Raw genomic sequence first — 21,798 nt, 5'->3', positions numbered from 1 at the left:
ACTCAGCTCCAGCGCACGGTGCGGGTGGCGATGCCGCCGGCCACGACCGCCCAGACGAGCAGGACGACGACGTGGCCGAGTGCGGGCGTGCCGCCGGCCAGCGCTGTGCGCAGGCCCTCGGCGAGCGCCCCGGAGGGCAGCAGCTGCACGACGGTGGCGAGCGGGCCGGGCAGCGCCGACGCGGGCACGAGCACCCCGCCCGCGAAGAGCAGCACGAACCAGATGACGTTGGCGAGGGCGAGCACGATCTCGGCGCGCACGCTGCCGCCGAGCAGCACCCCGACGGCGCCGAACGCCGCGGTGCCGAGCACGACGAGCAGGAGCACCCAGCCCGGCGAGCCCGCGCCCGGCCGCCAGCCCAGCGCGATCGCGACGGCGCCGAGCACGACGACCTGCACGAGCACCACGGCGGCCATCCCGCCGAGGCGCCCGCACACGATCAGCCAGCGGGGGACCGCGGTGGCCGCGAGGCGGCGCAGCACCCCGTAGCGGCGGTCGAAGCCCAGGGAGATGGCCTGGCTGGTGAAGGCGGTCGACATGATCGCGAGCGCGAGCACCGTGCCGAGGGCGGACGTCGCCCGCGGCTCGGGCAGCGGGACGACGCGCAGGAGCGTGAGGCCGACGAGCAGCGCCAACGGGATGATCAGGGTGAGCAGCACCTGCTCGCCCTGGCGCAGGGCCAGCTTGGTCTCGAGCGCGACCTGCGTGGCGAGCATGCGCCCCAGCGGCCCGCGTCCCGGCGCCGGGGTGAAGGTGCCGGCCTCGAAGCTGGGCGTGCTCACGACCGGAGCTCGCGTCCCGTGAGCTCGAGGAACACGTCCTCGAGGCTGCGGCGCGCGACGCGCAGGTCGTCGGCGAGCACGCCCTGGCGGGCGCACCACGACGTCACGGTCGAGAGCACCTGCGGGTCGATGGACCCCTCGACGAGGTAGCTGCCCGGCGTCGGCTCGGACACCGAGCACCCCTCGGGCAGGGCGTCGGCGAGCAGGCGCAGGTCCATGCCCGCGGCGGCGCGGAAGCGCAGCTCGCGGTCGGCGCCCGCGGCGGTCAACGTGTCCGGGCTGCCCTCGGCGACCGCGCGCCCGTGGTCGATGATCACGATGTGGTCGGCCAGCGTCTCGGCCTCCTGCATGAGGTGCGTGGTCAGCAGCACCGCGACGCCGTCGGCGCGCAGGGCGCGCACGAGGTCCCACACCAGGCGGCGGCCCTGCGGGTCGAGGCTCGCGGTGGGCTCGTCGAGGAAGACCAGCTCCGGGCGCCCGACGACCGCGCACGCGAGCGCCAGGCGCTGCTGCTGGCCGACCGAGAGGCGCTTGTAGGGCTTGCGGGCGCAGGAGGCGAGGCCGAGCGTGTCGACGAGCCAGTCGGGGTCGAGCGGGCGCGCGGAGCAGGCGGCCACGAGCCCGACCATCTCGCGCACGCGGACCCCGGGGTAGGCACCGCCGCCCTGCGGCATGACCCCCAGGCGGGCGCGCAGCGCGTCGGGCGCGCCGGCCGGGTCGACGCCGAGCACCCGGACGCGGCCCGCGTCTCGGCCGCGCAGGCCCTCGCACACCTCGACCGTCGTGGTCTTGCCCGCGCCGTTGGGTCCGAGCAGGGCGAGCACCTGGCCCGGCGCGAGGTCGAGGTCGAGGCCGTCCACGGCCGCCTGGCCCTGGTAGCGCACGACGAGGTCGCGCACCTCCAGTGCGCCCGCGGATCCCGACACGGCCGCCAGCCTAGGTGGCCGGTGTCTTGGGGACGCGCCCGCGCACCACGGCCAGCGGGACCAGCGCGAGCAGCGCCGCCGCGGTGATGGCCATGGGCAGCTGGTAGGTGCGGAACGAGAAGTCCGCGCCCGTCGGCGGCACCAGCAGGGCGACGATCGCGCACACCGCGACGGCGAACCCGCGGATCCTCGGGTTGCGCACCGACGCGGCCAGCGGGACGACGGCCCACAGCAGGTACCAGGGGTGCAGCACGGGGCCGGCGAGGAACACCGCGCCGAACCCGTAGCCCATGCCCGCGACGGCGTGCAGGCGCCCGTTCAGCACCATGAACACGAGCAGTACGCACACCAGGGCGGCGACACCGAGCCCGGCGGCGCGGGTGAGGTCGAGGACGGCGTCGGTGTGGTCGCCGAGGCCGAGGATCCCGCCGAGCCAGCCGCCGAGCACGCCGAGGTCGGTGGTGACCGAGAGCCAGCTGCGCAGCAGGTTGGGCACGGCGAGCGCCTGGATCCACCCGAAGCCCAGGCCGCTGCCGACCGAGACGGCGGCGACCATGCCGAGCCCGAGCGCCGAGCAGGCCGCGCCGTACCGGACCAGGCGCGCGAACCCCCCGCCCCGTTCGTGGGCGACGTGCGCGGCGAGGAAGCCGAGAGCCACCACCGCGGGGATCTTCCCGGAGGCGCCGAGCCCGATGAGCAGCGCGCCGAGCACCCACGAGCGCCGCATGCCGATCTCCATGCCGGCGAGGACGACGCCCAGCATGATCGCGTCGTTGTGGATGCCGCTGACCAGGTGGAACAGCACCAGCGGGCTGATCGCGAGCCACAGCGCGGCGATCGGCTCGACGCCGGCCCGGCGGGCGAGGTGCGGCACCGCCCAGATGACGAGGCCCAGCGAGGCGAGCGCGAGGACGCGGTGCAGGTAGACGCCGAGCACGATGTCGTCGCCCGCGATCCCGGTGATGAGGCGCCCGAAGGACAGGAAGCCGGGCCCGTACGGCGACGGCGTGGTGCGCCAGATCGTCGGGATGCTCGCGACCAGCGGGTCGGAGAGCCCGAGCGCCTGCGCGGCGCCGTAGATGTAGGGGTCGAAGCCCCGCGAGACGACCTCGGCCTGGGAGAGGTAGCCGTAGACGTCGGTGGAGAACAGCGGCGGGGCGACGGCCAGCGGCGCCATCCACATGACGAGGATGCGGGTCAGCTGGCGCACCGACAGGCGCACGCGGCCCGGCCAGGCGAGGCGGCCCAGCCACAGCCAGGCCAGCACGAGCATGCCCATGCCGATGTAGGCGAGCGTCAGCGACACCGTCGGCATCCGGCCCCACAGGCCGAGCACGCGGGTGCCGAGCAGCGGGTTGTACGCGGGCGCGGGCGTCGCCCCGCACCCCAGGGCGCCGATCGCCATGAGGAGCGAGCCGGTGGTGCCGAAGCGGCGCACGGTCCGCAGGCGGCGGCGCTCGTCCGGGGTCGGCGGGGGCGGCTGCGCTCCAGGGGGCGTCACCGCGGGCGACACGGCAGGGGGCACCGGCGCGGGGGCCTCCGTCGTGCCGGTCACGGACGGGGACGATACCGAGGCCGGTCGCGGGTCCCGGCCGCCGTACCCCACCAGCCGGTAAGGGTAGGTAACCCTGCGTGAGTGCGATCACCTCGTCCGGTCCGGGGGTCCGCTTTGCCCGGCGGCGACAAATAAGCAAGACTGGTGTTGTCAAAAGAAGGCGTACCCGACCGAGCACGTGCAGGAGGTGAGGACCATGAGCGTCGACGGGCACGACGGCCGGACGCGGGACCTCATCGTCCGCCGGCTCCTGGAGCACGGCCCCACGACGGCGAAGGACCTCGCCGGGGTGCTGGGGCTCTCCGGAGCGGCGGTCCGCCGCCACCTCGACGCCCTGATCGCCGAGGACGCGGTGACCACCCGGGACGCGCCGCGCGCCGGGCGCGGACGCGGTCGTCCCGCCCGCCAGCACCTGCTCACCGAGCGAGGCCGCCGGCGGGCCGGGGGCGACGAGGACGACGTGGCCGAGCTCGCCGTCGCGGTGCTGCGCGAGCTGTCCGACGTGCTGGGGCCCGACGCGGTCCGCGCGTTCGCCCGGCGGCGCGTCGAGGGCATGCTCGCCGAGCACCGCGAGGAGATCGGCACCCACGCCGACCACGCCGAGCGGGTGCACGCGCTCGCCAGCGCCCTCTCCCACGAGGGCTACGCGGCCTCGTCGCACGCCACCACGGCGGGCGAGGCCCTGTGCCAGCACCACTGTCCGGTGGCCGGTGTGGCCGCCGAGTTCCCGCAGCTGTGCGAGGCGGAGACCGAGGTCTTCGCCGAGCTCCTGGGCACGCACGTCCAGCGGTTGTCCACCATCGCCCGCGGCGACGCCGCGTGCACGACCCACGTGCCCCGACAGCAGGGCCCCACCACCACCCCGACCTCCAACGACGTCAAGGGAAGGCAGGTCGTATGACCACCTCCGCGGAGCGGACGACTCCCACCGCCCCGACCGAGCTCACCCAGGAGGAGACCCTCGCTGCGCTCGGGCAGTACCAGTTCGGGTGGCACGACAGCGACGTCGCCGGGGCGAGCGCGCAGCGGGGCCTCAACGAGGCGGTCGTGCGTGACATCTCGGGCAAGAAGAGCGAGCCGGACTGGATGCTCCAGGCGCGTCTCAAGGCGCTGAGCACCTTCGAGAAGAAGCCGATGCCGCAGTGGGGCTCCGACCTCTCGGGCATCGACTTCGACAACATCAAGTACTTCGTGCGGTCCACGGAGAAGCAGGCGGCCTCCTGGGAGGACCTGCCCGAGGACATCAAGGCGACCTACGACAAGCTCGGCATCCCCGAGGCGGAGAAGGCGCGCCTCGTCGCCGGCGTCGCGGCGCAGTACGAGTCCGAGGTCGTGTACCACCAGATCCGCGAGGACCTGGAGGCGCAGGGCGTCATCTTCATGGACACCGACACCGGGCTGCGCGAGCACCCGGAGCTGTTCGAGGAGTACTTCGGCTCGGTCATCCCGGCCGGCGACAACAAGTTCTCCGCGCTCAACTCGGCGGTGTGGTCCGGCGGCTCGTTCATCTACGTGCCCAAGGGCGTCCACGTGGACATCCCGCTGCAGGCCTACTTCCGGATCAACACCGAGAACATGGGCCAGTTCGAGCGGACGCTGATCATCGTCGACGAGGACGCCTACGTCCACTACGTCGAGGGCTGCACGGCGCCGATCTACTCGAGCGACTCGCTGCACTCCGCGGTCGTCGAGATCGTCGTGAAGAAGGGCGGCCGCTGCCGCTACACGACCATCCAGAACTGGTCGAACAACGTCTACAACCTGGTCACCAAGCGCGCCAAGGCCGAAGAGGGCGCGACCATGGAGTGGGTCGACGGCAACATCGGCTCCAAGGTGACCATGAAGTACCCGGCCGTCTGGCTCACCGGGCCGCACGCCAAGGGCGAGGTGCTCTCGGTGGCGTTCTCCGGCGAGGGCCAGCACCAGGACGCGGGCGCCAAGATGGTGCACCTCGCGCCGCACACGTCGTCGACGATCATCTCGAAGTCGGTGGCGCGCGGCGGCGGGCGCACCAGCTACCGCGGCCTCGTGCGCGTCAACAAGGGCGCGCACCACTCGCGGTCGACGGTGAAGTGCGACGCGCTGCTGGTCGACACGATCAGCCGCTCGGACACCTACCCGTACGTCGACGTCCGCGAGGACGACGTGACGATGGGCCACGAGGCGACGGTCTCGAAGGTCAGCGAGGACCAGCTCTTCTACCTGATGTCCCGCGGCCTCACCGAGGACGAGGCCATGGCGATGATCGTGCGCGGGTTCGTCGAGCCCATCGCGCGCGAGCTGCCCATGGAGTACGCGCTCGAGCTCAACCGCCTGATCGAGCTGCAGATGGAGGGCGCTGTCGGATGACCGACACACCTGCCGCTTCCACCGGGGGCGGTTCGACGACCGCCCCCGGCGCCGCGGTCCTCGACGTGGACCCCGGCATCAAGACCGCCTCGTCGCCGAAGATCGCGCCCTGGGAGGAGCGGCACACCTCGTACGACGTCGAGTCGTTCGAGGTCCCGCGCGGGCGCGAGGAGCAGTGGCGCTTCACGCCGCTGCGCCGGCTGCGCGGCCTGCACGACGGCTCGGCGAGCATCGACGGCGCGATCGGTGTGTCGGTGCGCGCCGGGTTCGGCGACAGCGCCACCGACCTCACGGGGTCGGGCACGCGGCACGAGACGGTCGGCCCGGACGACCCGCGGCGCGGCGACGGCGGCATCCCCGCCGACCGCGTGGCCGCGCAGGCCTGGTCGTCGGTCGAGCAGGTGCACGTCGTGACGGTGAACGAGGCGCGCTCGGACGACGAGCCGCTGACGATCACCGTGACCGGCCCCGGCGCGGGCTCGACCGCGTACGCGCACCTGCAGCTGCGCCTCGAGCGCCACGCCGAGGCGGTCGTCGTCCTCGACCACCGCGGGTCGGGCACGATCGCGGCCAACACCGAGTTCGTCGTCGCCGACGGCGCGAAGCTCGAGGTCGTCGAGGTGCACGACTGGGCCGACGACGCCGTGTACGTGGGCGCGCAGCACCTCTCGGTCGGGCGCGACGCCACGATCCGGCACACCTCGGTGACGCTCGGCGGCGACCTCGTGCGGCTCTCCCCGGTCATCAACTACCGGGCGCCCGGCGGCGACGTCGAGCTCGACGGGCTGTACTTCGCCGACGGCGGCCAGCACTTCGAGCAGCGCCTGCTCGTCGACCACTCGATCCCGCACTGCCGCTCGCGCGTCATGTACAAGGGCGCGCTGCAGGGCGCGGAGAGGGGCACCGCGGCCCACACCGTCTGGATCGGCGACGTCCTCATCCGCAAGGCGGCCGAGGGCACCGACACCTACGAGCTCAACCGCAACCTGCTGCTCACCGACAACGCCCGCGCCGACTCGGTGCCGAACCTCGAGATCGAGACGGGCGAGATCCTCGGCGCCGGCCACGCCAGCGCCACGGGAAGGTTCGACGACGAGCAGCTGTTCTACCTGATGGCGCGGGGGATCCCCGAGGCCCAGGCACGTCGACTGGTCGTCCGCGGCTTCTTCGGCGAGGTCATTCAGAAGGTCCGCGTGCCGGCGCTGCGCGACCGTCTCGAGGCGGCCATCGAGGCCGAGCTCGAGGTCGTCGGCGTCTGAGCCGCCCGTTCCCCGCCACCACCACGTACTGCTGAAAGAGGCTTGATGTCCACCCTCGAGATCCGCGACCTCCACGTCGAGGTCGAGACCGAGTCCGGCCCCAAGGAGATCCTGCGGGGCGTCGACCTCACCGTGAGCTCGAACGAGACCCACGCGATCATGGGTCCGAACGGCTCCGGCAAGTCCACGCTGGCCTACTCGATCGCGGGCCACCCGAAGTACACGGTCACGAAGGGCCAGGTGCTCCTCGACGGCGAGGACGTCCTGGAGATGGCCGTCGACGAGCGGGCGCGCGCCGGGCTCTTCCTGGCGATGCAGTACCCCGTCGAGGTGCCCGGCGTGTCGATGTCGAACTTCCTGCGCTCGGCGGCCACCGCCACCCGCGGCGAGGCCCCGAAGGTGCGGCACTGGGTCAAGGAGGTCAAGGGCGCGATGTCCGACCTCGACATCGACCCGGCGTTCGCCGAGCGCAGCGTCAACGAGGGCTTCTCGGGCGGCGAGAAGAAGCGCCACGAGGTCCTGCAGATGGCGCTGCTCAAGCCGAGGATCGCGGTGCTCGACGAGACCGACTCCGGCCTCGACGTCGACGCCCTGCGCGTCGTCAGCAAGGGCGTCAACGACTACAAGGCGACCTCGGACGTCGGCATCCTGCTGATCACGCACTACACGCGGATCCTGCGCTACATCGCGCCGGACCGGGTCCACGTGTTCGTGAACGGCCGCGTCGCCGAGTCCGGCGGCCCGGAGCTCGCCGAGGAGCTCGAGACGAACGGCTACGAGCGCTTCACGGACACCGCGGAGTCCACCAAGGAGGAGCAGCCGGCATGACCGCCCTCGCACCCACTGGCCCGGGTGCGACCCTGGATGTCGCGGAGATCCGTGCGGACTTCCCCATCCTGAGCCGCACCGTCCGCGACGCCAAGCCGCTGGTCTACCTGGACTCGGGCGCGACCTCGCAGCGCCCGCGCCAGGTGCTCGACGCGGAACGCCGGTTCCTCGAGACGTCCAACGCCGCCGTGCACCGCGGCGCGCACGCGCTGGCCGAGGAGGCCACCGACGCCTACGAGTCCGCCCGCGAGCGGATCGCGGCGTTCGTCGGCGCCGACATCGGCGAGATCGTCTTCACCAAGAACGCGACCGAGGGCATCAACCTCGTCGCGTACGGGATGAGCAACGCGTCCGTCGGCGACGGTGTCGAGGCGGCCGCCGAGCGCTTCCGGATCGGGCCGGGCGACGAGATCGTCACCACCGAGATGGAGCACCACGCCAACCTCGTGCCCTGGCAGGAGCTCTGTCGGCGCACCGGGGCGACGCTGCGGTGGTTCTCGGTGACGCGCGACGGGCGGCTCGACCTCGACTCCGACGAGGCGCGCTCGGTGATCAACGAGCGCACCCGGGTCGTCGCGTTCACCCACCAGTCCAACGTGCTGGGCACCGTCCCGCCGGTGGAGGAGCTGGTGCGCCGGGCCCGCGAGGTCGGCGCCTACACGCTGCTGGACGCCTGCCAGTCGGTGCCGCACGCGCCGGTCGACCTGCACGCCCTCGGCGTGGACTTCGCCGCGTTCTCCGGGCACAAGATGCTCGGGCCGTCGGGCATCGGCGTGCTCTACGGACGCCGCGAGCTGCTCGAGGCCCTGCCGCCGTTCCTCACGGGCGGCTCGATGATCGAGCTGGTCCGCATGGAGCGCTCGACCTACGCGCCGCCGCCCGCGCGGTTCGAGGCGGGCGTGCCGATGACCTCGCAGGCGATCGGTCTCGGCGCGGCCGTGGACTACCTGTCCGCGATCGGCATGGACACCGTCAAGGCCCACGAGAACGAGCTGACCGGCGCCGCGCTGGTCAAGCTCCAGGACCTGCCCGGCGTCACGATCATCGGCCCGCGCACCACCGAGGCCCGCGGCGGGGCGGTGGCCTTCGAGATCGAGGGCATCCACCCGCACGACGCCTCGCAGGTGCTCGACGACTCCGGCATCGCCGTGCGCGTCGGCCACCACTGCGCGTGGCCGCTGCACCGCGCGTTCGGCGTGCAGTCGTCGATCCGCGCGAGCTTCCACGTGTACAACACGATGGAGGAGATCGACGCGCTCGTGGCCGGGGTGCGTCGGGCGCAGGAGTTCTTCGGGGTGGCGGGAGACGGAGCGCGGCGGAGCTCGACCCGGGGTGGTGAGCTGACGCCGTGAAGCTCGACTCGATGTACCAGGAGATCATCCTGGACCACTACCGCAACCCGCACGGCCGCGGGCTGCGGGACCCGTTCGAGGCCGAGGTCCACCACGTCAACCCGACGTGCGGCGACGAGGTCACCGTGCGCGTGCACCTCTCGGGCGGCGAGGGGCGCGACGCCAAGGTCGAGGACCTCTCCTACGACGCGCTCGGCTGCTCGATCAGCCAGGCGGCGACGTCGGTGGCCTACGACCTGCTCGTCGGGCACACCGTCGGCGAGGCCTTCGAGACCCTCGACGCGTATCAGGAGATGGTGCAGGGTCGCGGCAAGGTGGAGCCCGACGAGGACGTGCTCGACGACGCCGTGGCCTTCGCCGGCGTGGCCGCCTACCCGGCGCGCGTGAAGTGCGCGCTGCTCGGCTGGCTGGCGTTCAAGGACGCGGTCGCCCAGGCTCAAGCTGGAGGTAGCTCATGACCGACACCGACGAGACCGTTCAGCCCACGGTGCAGCGAGGTGCGGCCGGCATGCCCGAGGCCCCGGCCCCGAGCGCCGACCTGCCCTCCTACGACGACCTCGAGGAGGCGATGCGCGACGTCGTCGACCCCGAGCTGGGGATCAACGTCGTCGACCTGGGCCTGCTCTACGGCATCGACGTCCACGGCGGTTCCGAGGACGTGGCCGGCCCCGTGGTCACGCTCGACATGACCCTGACCTCGGCGGCCTGCCCGCTGACCGACGTCATCGAGGACCAGGCCCGCGCCGCCCTGACCCAGGGGCCCGGTGGGGGACTGGCCAAGGACGTGCGGATCAACTGGGTCTGGATGCCGCCGTGGGGTCCGGACAAGATCACCGACGACGGTCGCGAGCAGCTCCGCGCGCTCGGCTTCACCGTCTAGATGGAGTAGCGCGCCCGGCCGATCGCTGCCTACTTCTCGCGCACCACGTGCGGGCGCAGGTGCCGGTAGCCCCGGACGGCGACGCTCGGCACCGAGCGGATCTCCAGGTCGAGGTCGGTGGCGCGCAGGGCCTCGGTGAGGTCCTCGTCGACGAGCACCGTGCCCGGGCGCGCCTCCGAGGTCAGGCGGCTGGCGATGTTCACGACCGGCCCGTACACGTCGCCGTAGCGGGGGAGGACCTCGCCGAGCGCGAGCCCGACGCGCAGCGCCAGGCGCTCGTCGTCGCCGGGCACCTCGTCGTGCAGGCGGAACGCGATGTCGACGGCGTCCTCGACGCGCTCGCAGACGAAGAGGATCTCGTCGCCGAGGGTCTTGACGATCCGGCCGCGCCGGCGCGCGACGACCTCGGCGGACACGGTCTCGAAGCGTTCGAGCAGTGCGCGCAGCTCGACCTCGTCGATCGTGCGGGACAGGCTCGTGAACCCGACGATGTCGGCGAAGCCCACGACGACGCGGTTCTCCGCCGCCCCGTCGCCCTCCGGGCGGGCGAGGGTCGAGAGCATCCGCCCGGCGGTCACCGCGAGGTGGCGGCGCCAGACGTAGGACTGGAGCTTCTCGAGGGTCGGGACGAGCGCCTCGACGGCCTCGACGATCGCGTCCGGGTCGTGGGCGAGGCCGGCGTCGGCGATCGTGCGCCGCACCAGCGTCGCCTGCCACTCGGCGAGACGACCGAGGCCTTGGCCGAGCGCGCGGGCGACGGCCAGCTCCTCGGCCTCGTCGAACGTGTCCTCGTCGAGCAGGCGCCCGGAGAGCTCGAGGGCGTCGACGTCGGCCTCGGCGAACCCGCGGACGTCGTCGGGGGTCGCGGGGAAGCCGAGCGAGCTCCACAGCCGCGACGTGTGCTCCGGGGTGAACCCGGTGCGTTCCTGGACCTCGCCGCGCGTCATGGTCCGGGGGCCGCGCAGCAGCAGGTCCTCGATCCGCTCCTGCGCCCGCGCCCACCGCTCCGGGTCGGAGGCGGCGGGATCCGGACCCGCCGTCACGTGGTGTGGACGATGAGGACGTCGCTGCCGGCGCGCCGGGAGATGCCCTGCGGGACCGAGCCGAGCAGGCGGCCCGCGAGGCTGTTGAGGCCCCGGTTGCCGACGACGACCAGGTCGGCCTTCCGGTCCGCCACGACCTCGATGACCCGCTCGATCGGGTCGCCCTGCACGGCCACGGTGTCGATCTCGACCGAGCCCCTGGCGGCGGCGCGCTCGCGGGCGTCGCGCAGCGTCTCCTCGGCGGGTGTCGAGCCGACCACGTGGAAGGCCGCGTCCTCGCCCAGCGCCTGCTCGGCCTCACCGGTCGACTTCGCCGGCTTGTAGGCGCAGATGATGAGCAGCAGGGCCTTGCTGTCGGCCGCGATCGTCGCCGCGCGGTCGACGGCGCGGAACGACGACTCCGAGCCGTCCGTGCCGACGGCCACGGTCTGGTAAGCACCCATCGCGGAGAATCCCTCCTCCTCGGTGGCGGGTCACGAACCCGTCACGATTACGGTTCGCGAGCGTACCGCTACTGCTCCGTTCGGACGCTCCGGGCCCCGAGCAGCGTTCCCCTGATCAGGTGGCCGCGCAGCCGGGGTGTCAGTCGTCCGAACAACGAGGTCATGGCCGCCACCGATGCGCCGACGTCCTCACGGGCGTCGAGATAGGCGCGCCGGTGGGTGGGCGGCAGCGAGAAGAACCGGTCGAAGAACGCGGGGACCTCGCCGGGCGGCATCGCGAGCAGCGTCTCGAGGCCGCGGCGGCGCAGCGCGTGCACGGTGACCGCGGCGGGGGAGCGCACCACCCGCCGGGCCGCGCGGGCGACGCCGATCGGCTCGGTGCCGCCCCGCAGGGCGTCGGCGAGGACGGTGGCCACGCGGGGCGCCAGGCGCAGCGAGGTCGCGAGGCTGAACCCCGACGCGGGGTGCACGAGCGGGTCGGCCGCGCCGACCGCGATCACGCCCGACGGCGAGCGGTGCCGCGGCGAGTCGACGGGGAAGCGGACCTTCTCGACCTCGGCGGGGTCGTCGGGGATCTCCGCGTCGGTCAGCCCCGCCGCCCGCAGCCGGCCGCGCAGCCGGGCCCGCAGCTCGGGCATCGGCAGCCCGGGGCGGCGGGCCAGCGAGGTCTCCTCGAGCAGCACGCGGTCGTCGTCGAGGGGCACCGCGTAGAGGAACGTCGGCCAGCCGGGACGTCCGTGGGCGGGGCGCCAGTCCATGAACAGCAGGCGGTCGCCGCTGACCCGGGCCGCCACCTCCTTGGGGACGACCACCCCGAACGCGGTCTGCTCGGCGCGGGGGCGCGCGCTGTCGAGCTCGCGCGCGGTCCCGCGGCGGGCGAGCGCCTGGCGGGCGCCGGTGGCGTCGACGACGACCCGGGCGGTGACGGTGCTGCCGTCGTCGAGGACCACGGCGGGGTGGCGCCCGACGCCGGCCGGCGTCGCGCCGACGGCCCGGGCCCGGCGGACGGCCACCGCGGGGTCGGTGAGGTGCGCCTGGAGCGCGCCGGTGTCCAGCACGGCGTACTCGTCGTCGAGCACGTGGGTGCGCTGCGCGATGGCCACGCCGTGCCCGCGGGCGGCGACGATCTCGCCGGGCAGGTCGTCGGGCAGTTCGTGGACCCAGGCGCCGTAGGTGTGGGTCCACTCCCGGTGCGGGCGCGGGTCGACGAGCAGGGTGCGCAGGTCGCGCGCGGCGCAGGCGCGCGCGAGCGACCGGCCGGCGGGTCCCGCGCCGGCCACGACGACGTCGGCGACCGGGGCGGAGGGGCTCACCGGTCGCGTTCGTCGTCGGTCTCGGCGCGGGCCATCTCCTCGAGCGCGGCCCGGTCGGCCTTCGCGCGCGCGTTCCACCGTCGCATCTCGGGCGGGTACCCGGTGACCGTGACGTCGTGGCAGGCGACCTTCACCGAGCGCGCCAGCTTCTCCGCGGCGCGGGGCGTGCCCACCCGGCGGCGGGTCCACTCGCCGTCGAACGCCACGGCGACGACCGTCGTGTCGGTGGCCGTGGTCTCCGGCTCGACGTAGAACGCGACGCCCTCACGGCTCTTCGCGAACGCCCGGAGGTGCTCGAGGTCGGCGGGCCCGCCCTCCCGGTCGAGCACCTGGCGCTGCCCGCCGGACCCGACACCGCTGCCGCCCCCGCGACGCCACCTGCTGAAGAGACCCATGCTGCGGACCACCTCCCGATCACGTCCATTGTGCCGGTGTCCGGTTGAGGTGCCCGTGGGGTTCACGTGCTCCCCGTGGCGAGCATCCCGCCGTCGACGCGCACGGTCTCGCCGGTGATCCAGGACGCGGCGTCGGACACGAGGAAGCCGACGAGGGCCGCGACGTCCTCCGGGGTGCCGAGCCGCTTCATGGGGTAGCGGGACGCGACCTCATCCTCGCCGTGGGCGTAGAGGGCCTCGGCGAAACGGGTCTTCACCACCGCCGGGGCCACGGCGTTGACGCGGATCCGGGGCCCGAGCTGCCAGGCGAGCTCCTCGGTGAGGCGGATGAGCGCGGCCTTCGAGGCCCCGTAGGCGCCGATGACCCCACTGCTGCGCAGCCCGCCGACCGAGGCCATGTTGACGATCGCGCCGCCGTGCTCGCCCATCCACGCGCGGTGGGCCTCCTGCACGAAGCCCAGGGCGGCGACGACGTTCACCTCGAAGATCTTCGACACCGCCGCGAGGTCGGCGTGGACCAGGGGCCCGTACTGCGGGTTGATGCCCGTGTTGTTGACCAGCACGTCCAGCGAGCCGAAGCGCTCGACGGTGGCGTCGACGGCCTCGGTGCGCGACGCGGCGTCACCGGAGTTGCCGGCCAGCGCCAGGACGCGGTCCGGCGCGCCCAGCGCCGCGGCCGCCTCGTCGAGCTCGGCCTGCTTGCGGGCGGTGATGGTGACCGCGGCGCCGCGCTCGAGCAGGTGGCGGGCGATCCCGTACCCGATGCCGCGGCTCGCGCCCGTGACGAGCGCCGCACGGCCGGAGAGGTCGCGGGGGACGGGGGGCGTGGCGTCGGTCATGCGCGCACCCTAGATCGGGGTCGGGCGCCGGGGGCCGCCTACACTGGGGTCAGTCAGCGAGGCCACGTCCGCCCGCACCGACCACCTCCCGCGAGGACTTCCCCAGTGATCACCGCCTCCGATCTCGAGCTGCGCGCCGGCTCCCGCGTCCTGCTCGCGGGGGCGACGCTGCGCGTCCAGCCCGGCGACCGGATCGGTCTGGTCGGGCGCAACGGCGCGGGCAAGACGACGACGCTGCGCAGCCTCGCGGGCGTCGGCGAGCCCTACGGCGGCACCATCCGCTCGACCGGTCCGGTGGGCTACCTGCCCCAGGACCCGCGCGAGGGCGACCTCACCGTGCTGGCGCGCGACCGGGTGCTCTCGGCGCGCGGGCTCGACGAGCTGCTGCGCGAGATGGAGAAGACCCAGACCGCGATGGCCGAGCTCGCCGACGACGCCGAGCGCGACCGCGCCATCGCGAAGTACGGGCGTCTCGAGGAGCGGTTCGCCGACCTCGGCGGCTACGCCGCGGAGAGCGAGGCCGGGCGGATCTGCTCGAACCTCGGCCTGCCCGGACGCGTGCTCGCCCAGCCGCTGCGCACGCTGTCGGGCGGTCAGCGCCGCCGCGTCGAGCTCGCCCGCATCCTGTTCGCGGCCAGCGGTGACGGCGCCGGATCGAAGGGGGGAGGGAACTCGGGCACCACGCTGCTGCTCGACGAGCCGACCAACCACCTCGACGCCGACTCGATCGGCTGGCTGCGCTCGTTCCTGCAGAACCACGAGGGCGGCGTCGTCGTGATCAGCCACGACACCGAGCTCATCGACGCCGTGGTGAACAAGGTGTGGTTCCTCGACGCCACCCGCGGCGAGCTCGACGTCTACAACATGGGCTGGAAGAAGTACCAGCAGGCGCGCGCCGACGACGAGGCCCGCCGGCGCCGCGAGCGGGCCAACGCCGAGAAGAAGGCAGGCGCCCTGCAGGCCCAGGCCGCGAAGATGGGCGCGAAGGCCACCAAGGCCGTGGCGGCCAAGCAGATGGCGCGCCGCGCGCAGGCGATGCTCGACGGCCTCGACGAGCAGCGCGTCGACGACAAGGTCGCCCACATCCGCTTCCCGGCCCCGGCGCCGTGCGGGCGGGTGCCGATGACCGCCGAGGGGCTGTCGAAGACCTACGGCTCGCTGGAGGTGTTCACCGGCGTCGACCTCGCGGTGGACCGCGGCTCGCGGGTGGTCATCCTCGGGCTCAACGGCGCCGGCAAGACCACGCTGCTGCGCATCCTCGCCGGGGCCGAGACGCCCGACACCGGTGAGGTGCAGGCCGGCCACGGGCTGCGGACCGGCTACTTCGCCCAGGAGCACGACACGCTCGACATGGAGCGCACCGTCTGGGAGAACGCGCGCAGCGCCGCCCCGGACACCCCGGAGCAGCAGCTGCGCACGCTGCTGGGCGCGTTCATGTTCTCCGGCGAGCAGCTCGAGCAGCCCGCGGGGACGCTGTCGGGCGGCGAGCGCACGCGTCTCGCGCTGGCGGGCCTCGTGTCGAGCGCGGCCAACGTCCTGCTGCTCGACGAGCCCACGAACAACCTCGACCCGGCCAGCCGGGAGAAGGTCCTCGACGCCCTGCGGCGCTTCGAGGGGGCGGTGGTGCTCGTCACGCACGACCCGGGCGCGGTCGAGGCGCTCGAGCCCGAGCGCGTCATCCTGTTGCCGGACGGCACCGAGGACCATTTCTCGGCCGATCACCTGGAACTCGTCGAGCTGGCCTAGTGAACGTCCATTCAGCGACGAGTTAGTGCAGCTCCCGAAGGATCAGACAAACGGACGTCGATCACTCCGATCGGCCGAACCGCTTACCGATCACGGGAAATGTGCGATGGCGCACACTCCCCTCAACGATCATCATGGTTCGACCGGACCTGCGGTGGGACGAGGGGTGGACACGAGATGGCCGACCTGAAGAAGGGTGCGCGGATCACCGGCACCCAGCGCGACAAGCTCGCCAACGACCTGAAGAAGAAGTACGAGAAGGGTGCGAGCATCCGTTCGCTGGCCGAGTCCACCGGCCGCTCGTACGGATTCGTGCACCGGGTGCTCTCGGAATCGGGTGTCACGCTGCGCGGGCGCGGTGGTGCCACGCGTACCAAGAAGAAGTAGCCGCCCTTGACCTCGACCATCGTCGAGGTCGCACGCTCGGACGGCACACGGTCCTGACGAGCGACGGGAGCGGGCGATGGACGCCTGGTCGTTGATGCACTCCGCGGCGCAGGCGGACACGGTGCCGCGGTCGGTGCCGCGGGGGACGCTGCCGCGCATCTGGCGCTTCGCTGCGCGCCACCACCGGACGCTGGCGGTGTTCCTGCTGCTGGCCACCGCCTCGGCGGTCATCGGCGTCGCCGTTCCCGTCCTGGCCGGTCGCGTGGTCACGGCGATCACCGACAGGTCCGCGCCGTCGGTCGTGGTCACCCTCGCGCTGGTGATCGCCGGGCTGGCCGTGCTCGACGCGGGGCTGACGCTCGGCGAGCGCTGGCTCTCGGCGCGCATCGGCGAGGGGCTGATCTACGACCTGCGGCGGGCGGTGTTCGCGCACGTCCAGCGCATGCCGCTGGCGTTCTTCACCCGCACGCGCACGGGCTCGCTGGTCAGCCGGCTCAACAACGACGTGATCGGGGCCCAGCGCGCCTTCACCTCGACGCTCTCGGGTCTCGTCACCAACGTCATCCAGCTCGTGCTCGCGGTCGTCGTCATGGTGGCGCTCGCCTGGCAGGTGACCCTGCTCGCCCTCCTGCTGCTGCCGATGTTCCTGCTGCCCGCCCGGCGGATGGGCCGGCGGATCGCGGCGCTGCAGCGCGAGTCGGCGGACCTCAACGCCGCGATGACCGGCCAGATGACCGAGCGCTTCTCCGCGGGCGGCGCCACGCTGGTCAAGCTCTTCGGGCGCCCCGAGGTCGAGGCCGACGAGTTCGGGGAGCGCGCCGACCGGGTGCGCGGCGTCGGCGTGCGCACCGCGATGGTCAGCCGCGTCTTCCTGACCTGCCTGACCCTCGTCGCCGCGCTGGCCCAGGCACTGGTCTACGGCCTCGGCGGGTGGCTCGCGGTCACCGGCCGCCTCGACGCCGGCACGGTCGTCAGCCTCGCGCTGCTGCTGACGCGCCTGTACTCGCCGCTGACCTCGCTGGCCAACGCCCGCGTCGACGTCATGAGCGCCCTGGTCAGCTTCGAGCGGGTCTTCGAGGTGCTCGACCTCGAGCCCGCCCTGAAGGAGCCCGAGCGGCCGACGCCCCTGCCCGCCGGCCCGCTCGGGGTGAGCGCCCGCGCCGTGCGCTTCACCTACCCCTCGGCGTCGGCGGTGTCGCTGGCCTCGCTCGAGGAGGTCACCCGCCTCGACGACCGGGCCGGCAACGAGGTCCTCCACGGCGTCGACCTCGACGTCGCGCCGGGCCGGATGCTCGCGCTGGTCGGGCCGTCGGGGGCGGGCAAGTCCACGATCGCCTCGCTGATCCCGCGGCTCTACGACGTCGACTCCGGGGCGATCACGGTCGGCGGGGTCGACGTGCGCGAGCTGTCGTTCGCCGACCTGCGCGACGGCGTCGGCGTCGTCACCCAGGACGGGCACCTGTTCCACGACACCGTGCGGGCCAACCTGCTCTACGCGGCGCCGGACGCCACCGAGGCCGATCTGCGTGACGCGATGGCCCGCGCCCGGCTGGGCGAGCTGCTCGACGAGCTGCCCGCCGGGCTGGACACGGTGGTGGGGGAGCGGGGGCACCGGCTCTCGGGCGGCGAGCGCCAGCGGCTGACGATCGCGCGGCTGCTCCTCGCGTCGCCGCGCGTCGTGATCCTGGACGAGGCGACCGCCCACCTCGACTCGGAGTCCGAGCACGCCGTGCAGGAGGCGCTCACCGAGGCGCTCGTGGGGCGCACGTCGGTGGTCATCGCGCACCGCCTCTCGACGGTCCGTGCCGCGGACACCATCGCCGTCGTCGAGCACGGGCGCGTCGTGGAGCAGGGCACCCACACGTCGCTGCTGGAGCGCGGCGGGCGGTACGCGGACCTGTACCACACGCAGTTCGCGCCGTCGTCGACCGCCGCCTGAGCGATCACTCACTGTGATGTTCGCATCCGGGACACTTGCCGCTCGACCCCCTGCGGGCCGTCGTACCCGCGTGTAGCGTCGCTGAGCGTCCGTGCGCGTCTGCAGCAGCGACCTCGGCGTTCGCCGCCGGTGTCGGGTCGATCAGGGAGGCTCCGTGGCGGCTCCGACGCCCTCCGTGCGCCCTGGGGACACGGGACGGCCGGGGATCGCCCTCGACCCGGCCGCGCCCCTCACCGAGCGGGCGGTCGCGGAGGCCTACGTCGCCTCGGTGTGCTTCAAGCACGGCCCGCCGCGCCTCGTCGGCACCGAGCTCGAGTGGCTCGTGCGCCACGACGACGACCCCACCCGACCCCTCGACCCCGCCGTGCTGGTCCATGCTCTCGGGCCGCACGCCCCCACCACCGTCGCGCCCCGTCACCCGCGCAACGGCTCCGGTCCCGCCCCGCTCCCCGCGGGCGGCACGATCACCGTCGAGCCCGGTGGCCAGGTGGAGATCGCGAGCCCGCCCCTGCCGTCGGTCGCCGGTCTCGTGCACGCCGTCCGCACCGACGTGGCGGGGCTGCACACGCTGCTCGCCGCCGAGGGCCTGACGACCGTCCCGCGGGCGAGCGACCCGCTGCGTCCCCCGCGCCGGCTGCTGCGGATCCCGCGCTACGCGGCGATGGAGGCGACGTTCGACCGCATCGGTCCCCACGGCCGCACCATGATGTGCTCGACGACCGCCGTGCAGGTCTGCGTCGACGCCGGGGAGGGTGACGAGGTCGCGCGCCGGTGGGCCGCGCTGCACGAGCTCGGCCCGGTCCTGCTCGCCGCGTTCGCCAACTCACCCGCGGTGCACGGCCGGCGCACCGGGTGGAAGTCGTCGCGGTGGGCGGCGTGGATGGCCCTCGACCCCGAGCGCACCGCCCCGCCCCGCACGCTCGAGGGCGACCCGGCCACCGCGTACGCGCGCCGCGCGCTCGACACCCGCCTGCTGTGCCTGCGGCGCGAGGGCGCCGACGGGGTGTCGTGGGACGCGCCCGACGTCACGTTCGCCGAGTGGATCGACGGGCGGCTGGACCCGGCGCCCACCCGGGCGGACCTCGACTACCACCTGACGACGCTGTTCCCGCCGGTGCGCCCGCAGGGCCACCTCGAGGTGCGCTACCTCGACCAGCAGGCCGGCGACGAGTGGGTCGTCCCGCTGGTCGTCGTGGCGGCGCTGATGCACGACCCGGACACCGTCGCCCGCGCCCGCGCCGCCGCCGAGCCCGCCGTCGACCGCTGGACCGCCGCGGCCCGCCACGGCCTCGCCGACCGCGTCCTGCGCCGCGCCGCGGGCGACGTCTTCGCCCAGGCCCACCGCACCCTGGCCGGTCCCGCCTTCGCCGACCTGCCGGCCGACGTGCACGAGCTCGTCGACCGCGTCATCAGCGAGCGGGTGCTGCGCGGGCGGTGCCCGGCCGACGACCCGCTCGACGCCGCCGAGGCGGGCCTCGCGCCCGACGACCACCCCGACGACCACCCCGACGACCACCCCGACGACAACCCCGACGACACCGACGGCGTCGCCGGGCCCCCGACCCTCCTCGGAGGTGAGCGTCCATGACCGCGCCGACCCCCACCCCGCAGGACCGCGCCGCACTGCGCACCCGCCTCGCCGCCGAGCTCGCCGCCGCGCGCGCGCGGACCCGGGCGCTGACCCACGACGTCTTCGCCGGCGACGACCCCGACTTCACCCGGCAGCACTCGCCGCTGATGTCGCCGTTCCACTGGGACGTGGCGCACATCGCGAACATGGAGGACTACTGGCTGGTGCGGCGCGGGGCGCCCGACAGCGACCTGGTCGCCGGGGTGCGCGAGGACGTCGACCACCTCTACGACGCGTTCACCAACCCGCGTGCCGGCCGGCCCGCCCTGCCGCTGCTCGACCCGGCCGAGGCGCGGGTCTACGGCGACCGGGTGCGCGAGAAGGCGCTCGAGCACCTCGAGGCCGGGGCGTTCGACGAGCGCCGCACCCTCGCCGACGGTTTCGTCTTCTCGATGATCGTGCAGCACGAGCAGCAGCACGTGGAGACGATGCTCGCGACCCACCAGCTGCGCGCGGGGGCGCCCGTGCTGCACGCCGACCCGCCGCCCCGGTCCGTCGTGCCGGGCCTCGCGGGCACCGAGGTGTTCCACCCGGGGGCGGAGTTCCTCCTCGGCACCTCCGTCGAGCCCGCCGCGCTCGACAACGAGAAGCCCGCCCACCCCGTGCACGTCGCCGACTTCTGGCTCGACGCCGCCCCGGTGACCAACGCCGAGTACGCGCGGTTCGTCGACGACGGCGGCTACCGCGACCGCTCGCTGTGGTCGGGGGCCGGCTGGGAGCACATCACCGCCGAGGGCTGGACCGCGCCGATGACGTGGGAGCGGGTCGGGGACCGCTGGCACCGGACCTCGTTCGGGGTGCGCGAGGCCGTCGACGAGGTCGCCGACCAGCCGGTGCTGCACGTCTGCTTCCACGAGGCCGCGGCCTACGCCGCCTGGGCCGGCAAGCGCCTGCCCACCGAGGTCGAGTGGGAGTTCGCCGCGCGTTACGACCACGCCACGGGCACCACCCGGCGCTTCCCGTGGGGCGACGAGGACCCGACGCCCGAGCACGCCAACCTCGACCAGCGCCACCTGCAGCCCGCCGCCGTCGGCGCCTACCCGGCCGGTGCGTCGCCGCTGGGCGTGCACCAGCTGATCGGCGACGTGTGGGAGTGGTGCGACTCGGGGCTCGAGGGCTACCCGGGCTTCGAGCCGTTCCCGTACAAGGAGTACTCCGAGGTCTTCTTCGGCGGCGACTTCCGGATGCTGCGCGGCTCGTCGTTCGGCGTCGGCACCCCGAACGCCCGCGCGACCTTCCGCAACTGGGACCTGCCGATCCGCCGCCAGATCTTCTCCGGGTTCCGCTGCGCGCGCTCCGACGGTCCAGCTCCCTTCTCGGCGTGCTCCCCCGATCGCTCCGTGTCGCGGGACGCCTGACCCCGTGTGCCGCCACCTGGCCCACGTGGGCCCGACGCCGGTGACGCTCGCGTCGCTGCTGGTCGAGCCCGCGCACTCCCTGCTCGTGCAGAGCTCTGCGCCCGCCGACATGCGCGGCGGCGGCACCGTGAACGCCGACGGCTTCGGCGTCGGCTGGTTCACCGCGGCCGGCGAGCCCCTGCTCTACCGGCGCGACGACCCGATGTGGACCGACGCGTCGTTCCTCGACCTCGCGCGCGGGGTCGCGACGACGGCGCTGGTCGCCGCCGTGCGCTCGGCGACGGTGGGGATGCCGGTGTCGACGGCGGCGTGCGCGCCGTTCCGCGACCCCGGCGGCCGGCTGTTCAGCCACAACGGCGTCGTGCGCGGCTGGCCGCACAGCATGGCCGACCTCGCCGCCGCACTGCCCGCGCTCGACCTGCTGACCCTCGAGGCCGCCACCGACTCGGCCCTGCTCTGGGCCCTGGTGCGCGCGCGGCTCGCCGCCGGCAAGGACATCGCCGACGCGGTGGCCGGCGTCGTCGCCGACACGCTCGCGGCGGCCCCCGGCTCGCGGCTCAACCTGCTGGTCGCCGACGGCGAGCAGATCGTCGCCACGGCCGTCGACCACGCCCTGTCGTACCGGACGCATCCCGACGGTGCGGTCACCGTCGCGTCCGAACCCCTGGATCCCGACCGCGCGTGGGTCCCGGTCCCCGACGGTTCCCTGCTCGTCGCCCGGGCGGGCGGCGGGCACGACCGGCCGGCCGTCGCCATCTCGCCGTTGTAGCGCTC

The 21,798-nt window shown here is 73.9% G+C and carries 21 protein-coding genes; 13 read left to right on the top strand and 8 right to left on the bottom strand.

Annotated elements, in window-relative coordinates:
- Positions 1–2: 2 nt before the first annotated feature.
- The 3 genes from PHK61_RS03725 to mptB form a co-directional block, all read right to left on the bottom strand.
- Entirely contained in the window at positions 3–716 is a 714-nt protein-coding gene (locus PHK61_RS03725) for an ABC transporter permease (protein ID WP_274279716.1), read from the bottom strand.
- Positions 717–778: 62 nt separating this feature from the next.
- Entirely contained in the window at positions 779–1,708 is a 930-nt protein-coding gene (locus tag PHK61_RS03720) for an ABC transporter ATP-binding protein (RefSeq protein WP_420791342.1), read from the bottom strand.
- A gap of 10 nt (positions 1,709–1,718) precedes the next feature.
- Positions 1,719–3,263: a polyprenol phosphomannose-dependent alpha 1,6 mannosyltransferase MptB gene (gene mptB / locus PHK61_RS03715; RefSeq protein ID WP_274279611.1), complete on the bottom strand. Its 1,545-nt coding sequence runs from the start codon at positions 3,261–3,263 to the stop codon at positions 1,719–1,721.
- 73 nt (positions 3,264–3,336) lie between these two features.
- Between mptB and PHK61_RS03710 the strand changes: the two genes are divergently transcribed.
- The 7 genes from PHK61_RS03710 to PHK61_RS03680 are packed head-to-tail and all read left to right on the top strand — an operon-like array spanning position 3,337 to position 9,931.
- A complete protein-coding gene (locus tag PHK61_RS03710; protein WP_274279714.1) occupies positions 3,337–4,164 on the top strand; it encodes a helix-turn-helix transcriptional regulator in 828 nt (275 codons plus the stop codon).
- Positions 4,161–5,612 (top strand): Fe-S cluster assembly protein SufB, encoded by a 1,452-nt coding sequence (gene sufB, locus PHK61_RS03705; RefSeq protein ID WP_274279610.1) that lies wholly within the window; start codon positions 4,161–4,163, stop codon positions 5,610–5,612. The genes PHK61_RS03710 and sufB overlap by 4 nt, the downstream gene beginning before the upstream one ends.
- The gene (gene sufD / locus PHK61_RS03700; protein WP_274279609.1) at positions 5,609–6,871 is read left to right on the top strand and encodes a Fe-S cluster assembly protein SufD; all 1,263 of its coding nucleotides are present in this window, start codon (positions 5,609–5,611) and stop codon (positions 6,869–6,871) included. Before sufB ends, sufD begins: the two co-directional genes overlap by 4 nt.
- Before the next feature lie 45 nt (positions 6,872–6,916).
- Positions 6,917–7,699, top strand: coding sequence for a Fe-S cluster assembly ATPase SufC (sufC, locus tag PHK61_RS03695; protein WP_274279608.1), 783 nt, complete (start codon positions 6,917–6,919; stop codon positions 7,697–7,699).
- Positions 7,696–9,051 carry a cysteine desulfurase gene (locus tag PHK61_RS03690; RefSeq protein WP_274279607.1) on the top strand — a complete coding sequence of 452 codons (1,356 nt, stop codon included), beginning with the start codon at positions 7,696–7,698 and terminating at the stop codon, positions 9,049–9,051. Before sufC ends, PHK61_RS03690 begins: the two co-directional genes overlap by 4 nt.
- Positions 9,048–9,509, top strand: coding sequence for a Fe-S cluster assembly sulfur transfer protein SufU (sufU, locus tag PHK61_RS03685; protein ID WP_274279606.1), 462 nt, complete (start codon positions 9,048–9,050; stop codon positions 9,507–9,509). Before PHK61_RS03690 ends, sufU begins: the two co-directional genes overlap by 4 nt.
- Complete coding sequence (locus PHK61_RS03680; RefSeq protein ID WP_274279605.1) at positions 9,506–9,931, top strand: metal-sulfur cluster assembly factor; 426 nt, start codon at positions 9,506–9,508, stop codon at positions 9,929–9,931. Before sufU ends, PHK61_RS03680 begins: the two co-directional genes overlap by 4 nt.
- Before the next feature lie 29 nt (positions 9,932–9,960).
- Here the strand turns inward: PHK61_RS03680 and PHK61_RS03675 are convergent, their stop codons facing one another.
- From PHK61_RS03675 to PHK61_RS03655, 5 genes are all read right to left on the bottom strand, one after another.
- Complete coding sequence (locus tag PHK61_RS03675) at positions 9,961–10,974, bottom strand: adenylate/guanylate cyclase domain-containing protein (RefSeq protein WP_274279604.1); 1,014 nt, start codon at positions 10,972–10,974, stop codon at positions 9,961–9,963.
- Positions 10,971–11,417 (bottom strand): universal stress protein, encoded by a 447-nt coding sequence (locus PHK61_RS03670; RefSeq protein ID WP_274279603.1) that lies wholly within the window; start codon positions 11,415–11,417, stop codon positions 10,971–10,973. The genes PHK61_RS03675 and PHK61_RS03670 overlap by 4 nt, the downstream gene beginning before the upstream one ends.
- 68 nt (positions 11,418–11,485) lie before the next feature.
- Positions 11,486–12,730 (bottom strand): lycopene cyclase family protein, encoded by a 1,245-nt coding sequence (locus tag PHK61_RS03665; RefSeq protein WP_274279602.1) that lies wholly within the window; start codon positions 12,728–12,730, stop codon positions 11,486–11,488.
- The gene (locus PHK61_RS03660) at positions 12,727–13,125 is read right to left on the bottom strand and encodes a hypothetical protein (protein WP_274279601.1); all 399 of its coding nucleotides are present in this window, start codon (positions 13,123–13,125) and stop codon (positions 12,727–12,729) included. The genes PHK61_RS03665 and PHK61_RS03660 overlap by 4 nt, the downstream gene beginning before the upstream one ends.
- A gap of 62 nt (positions 13,126–13,187) precedes the next feature.
- Positions 13,188–13,964, bottom strand: coding sequence for an SDR family oxidoreductase (locus tag PHK61_RS03655; protein ID WP_274279600.1), 777 nt, complete (start codon positions 13,962–13,964; stop codon positions 13,188–13,190).
- Positions 13,965–14,069: 105 nt separating this feature from the next.
- Here PHK61_RS03655 and PHK61_RS03650 point away from each other — a divergent pair, with 105 nt between their 5' ends.
- From PHK61_RS03650 to egtC, 6 genes are all read left to right on the top strand, one after another.
- Positions 14,070–15,710, top strand: coding sequence for an ABC-F family ATP-binding cassette domain-containing protein (locus PHK61_RS03650; protein ID WP_274279599.1), 1,641 nt, complete (start codon positions 14,070–14,072; stop codon positions 15,708–15,710).
- Between the two features lie 177 nt (positions 15,711–15,887).
- Positions 15,888–16,097: a helix-turn-helix domain-containing protein gene (locus PHK61_RS03645; protein ID WP_133828818.1), complete on the top strand. Its 210-nt coding sequence runs from the start codon at positions 15,888–15,890 to the stop codon at positions 16,095–16,097.
- A 76-nt stretch (positions 16,098–16,173) separates the two neighbouring features.
- Positions 16,174–18,036 (top strand): ABC transporter ATP-binding protein, encoded by a 1,863-nt coding sequence (locus PHK61_RS03640; RefSeq protein WP_274279598.1) that lies wholly within the window; start codon positions 16,174–16,176, stop codon positions 18,034–18,036.
- Positions 18,037–18,190: 154 nt separating this feature from the next.
- Entirely contained in the window at positions 18,191–19,624 is a 1,434-nt protein-coding gene (gene egtA, locus PHK61_RS03635; protein ID WP_274279597.1) for an ergothioneine biosynthesis glutamate--cysteine ligase EgtA, read from the top strand.
- Positions 19,621–21,024, top strand: a complete 1,404-nt coding sequence (egtB, locus tag PHK61_RS03630) for an ergothioneine biosynthesis protein EgtB (RefSeq protein ID WP_274279596.1) — start codon at positions 19,621–19,623, stop codon at positions 21,022–21,024. The genes egtA and egtB overlap by 4 nt, the downstream gene beginning before the upstream one ends.
- A gap of 4 nt (positions 21,025–21,028) precedes the next feature.
- On the top strand, positions 21,029–21,793 hold the full coding sequence (gene egtC, locus PHK61_RS03625; RefSeq protein WP_274279595.1) for an ergothioneine biosynthesis protein EgtC: 765 nt from the start codon (positions 21,029–21,031) through the stop codon (positions 21,791–21,793).
- The last annotated feature ends 5 nt before the right edge of the window (positions 21,794–21,798 follow it).

The organism is Actinomycetospora lutea (assembly GCF_028737205.1).
GTDB classification, from domain to species: Bacteria; Actinomycetota; Actinomycetes; order Mycobacteriales; family Pseudonocardiaceae; genus Actinomycetospora; species Actinomycetospora lutea.
This window is presented reverse-complemented; position numbering and strand designations above follow the sequence as displayed.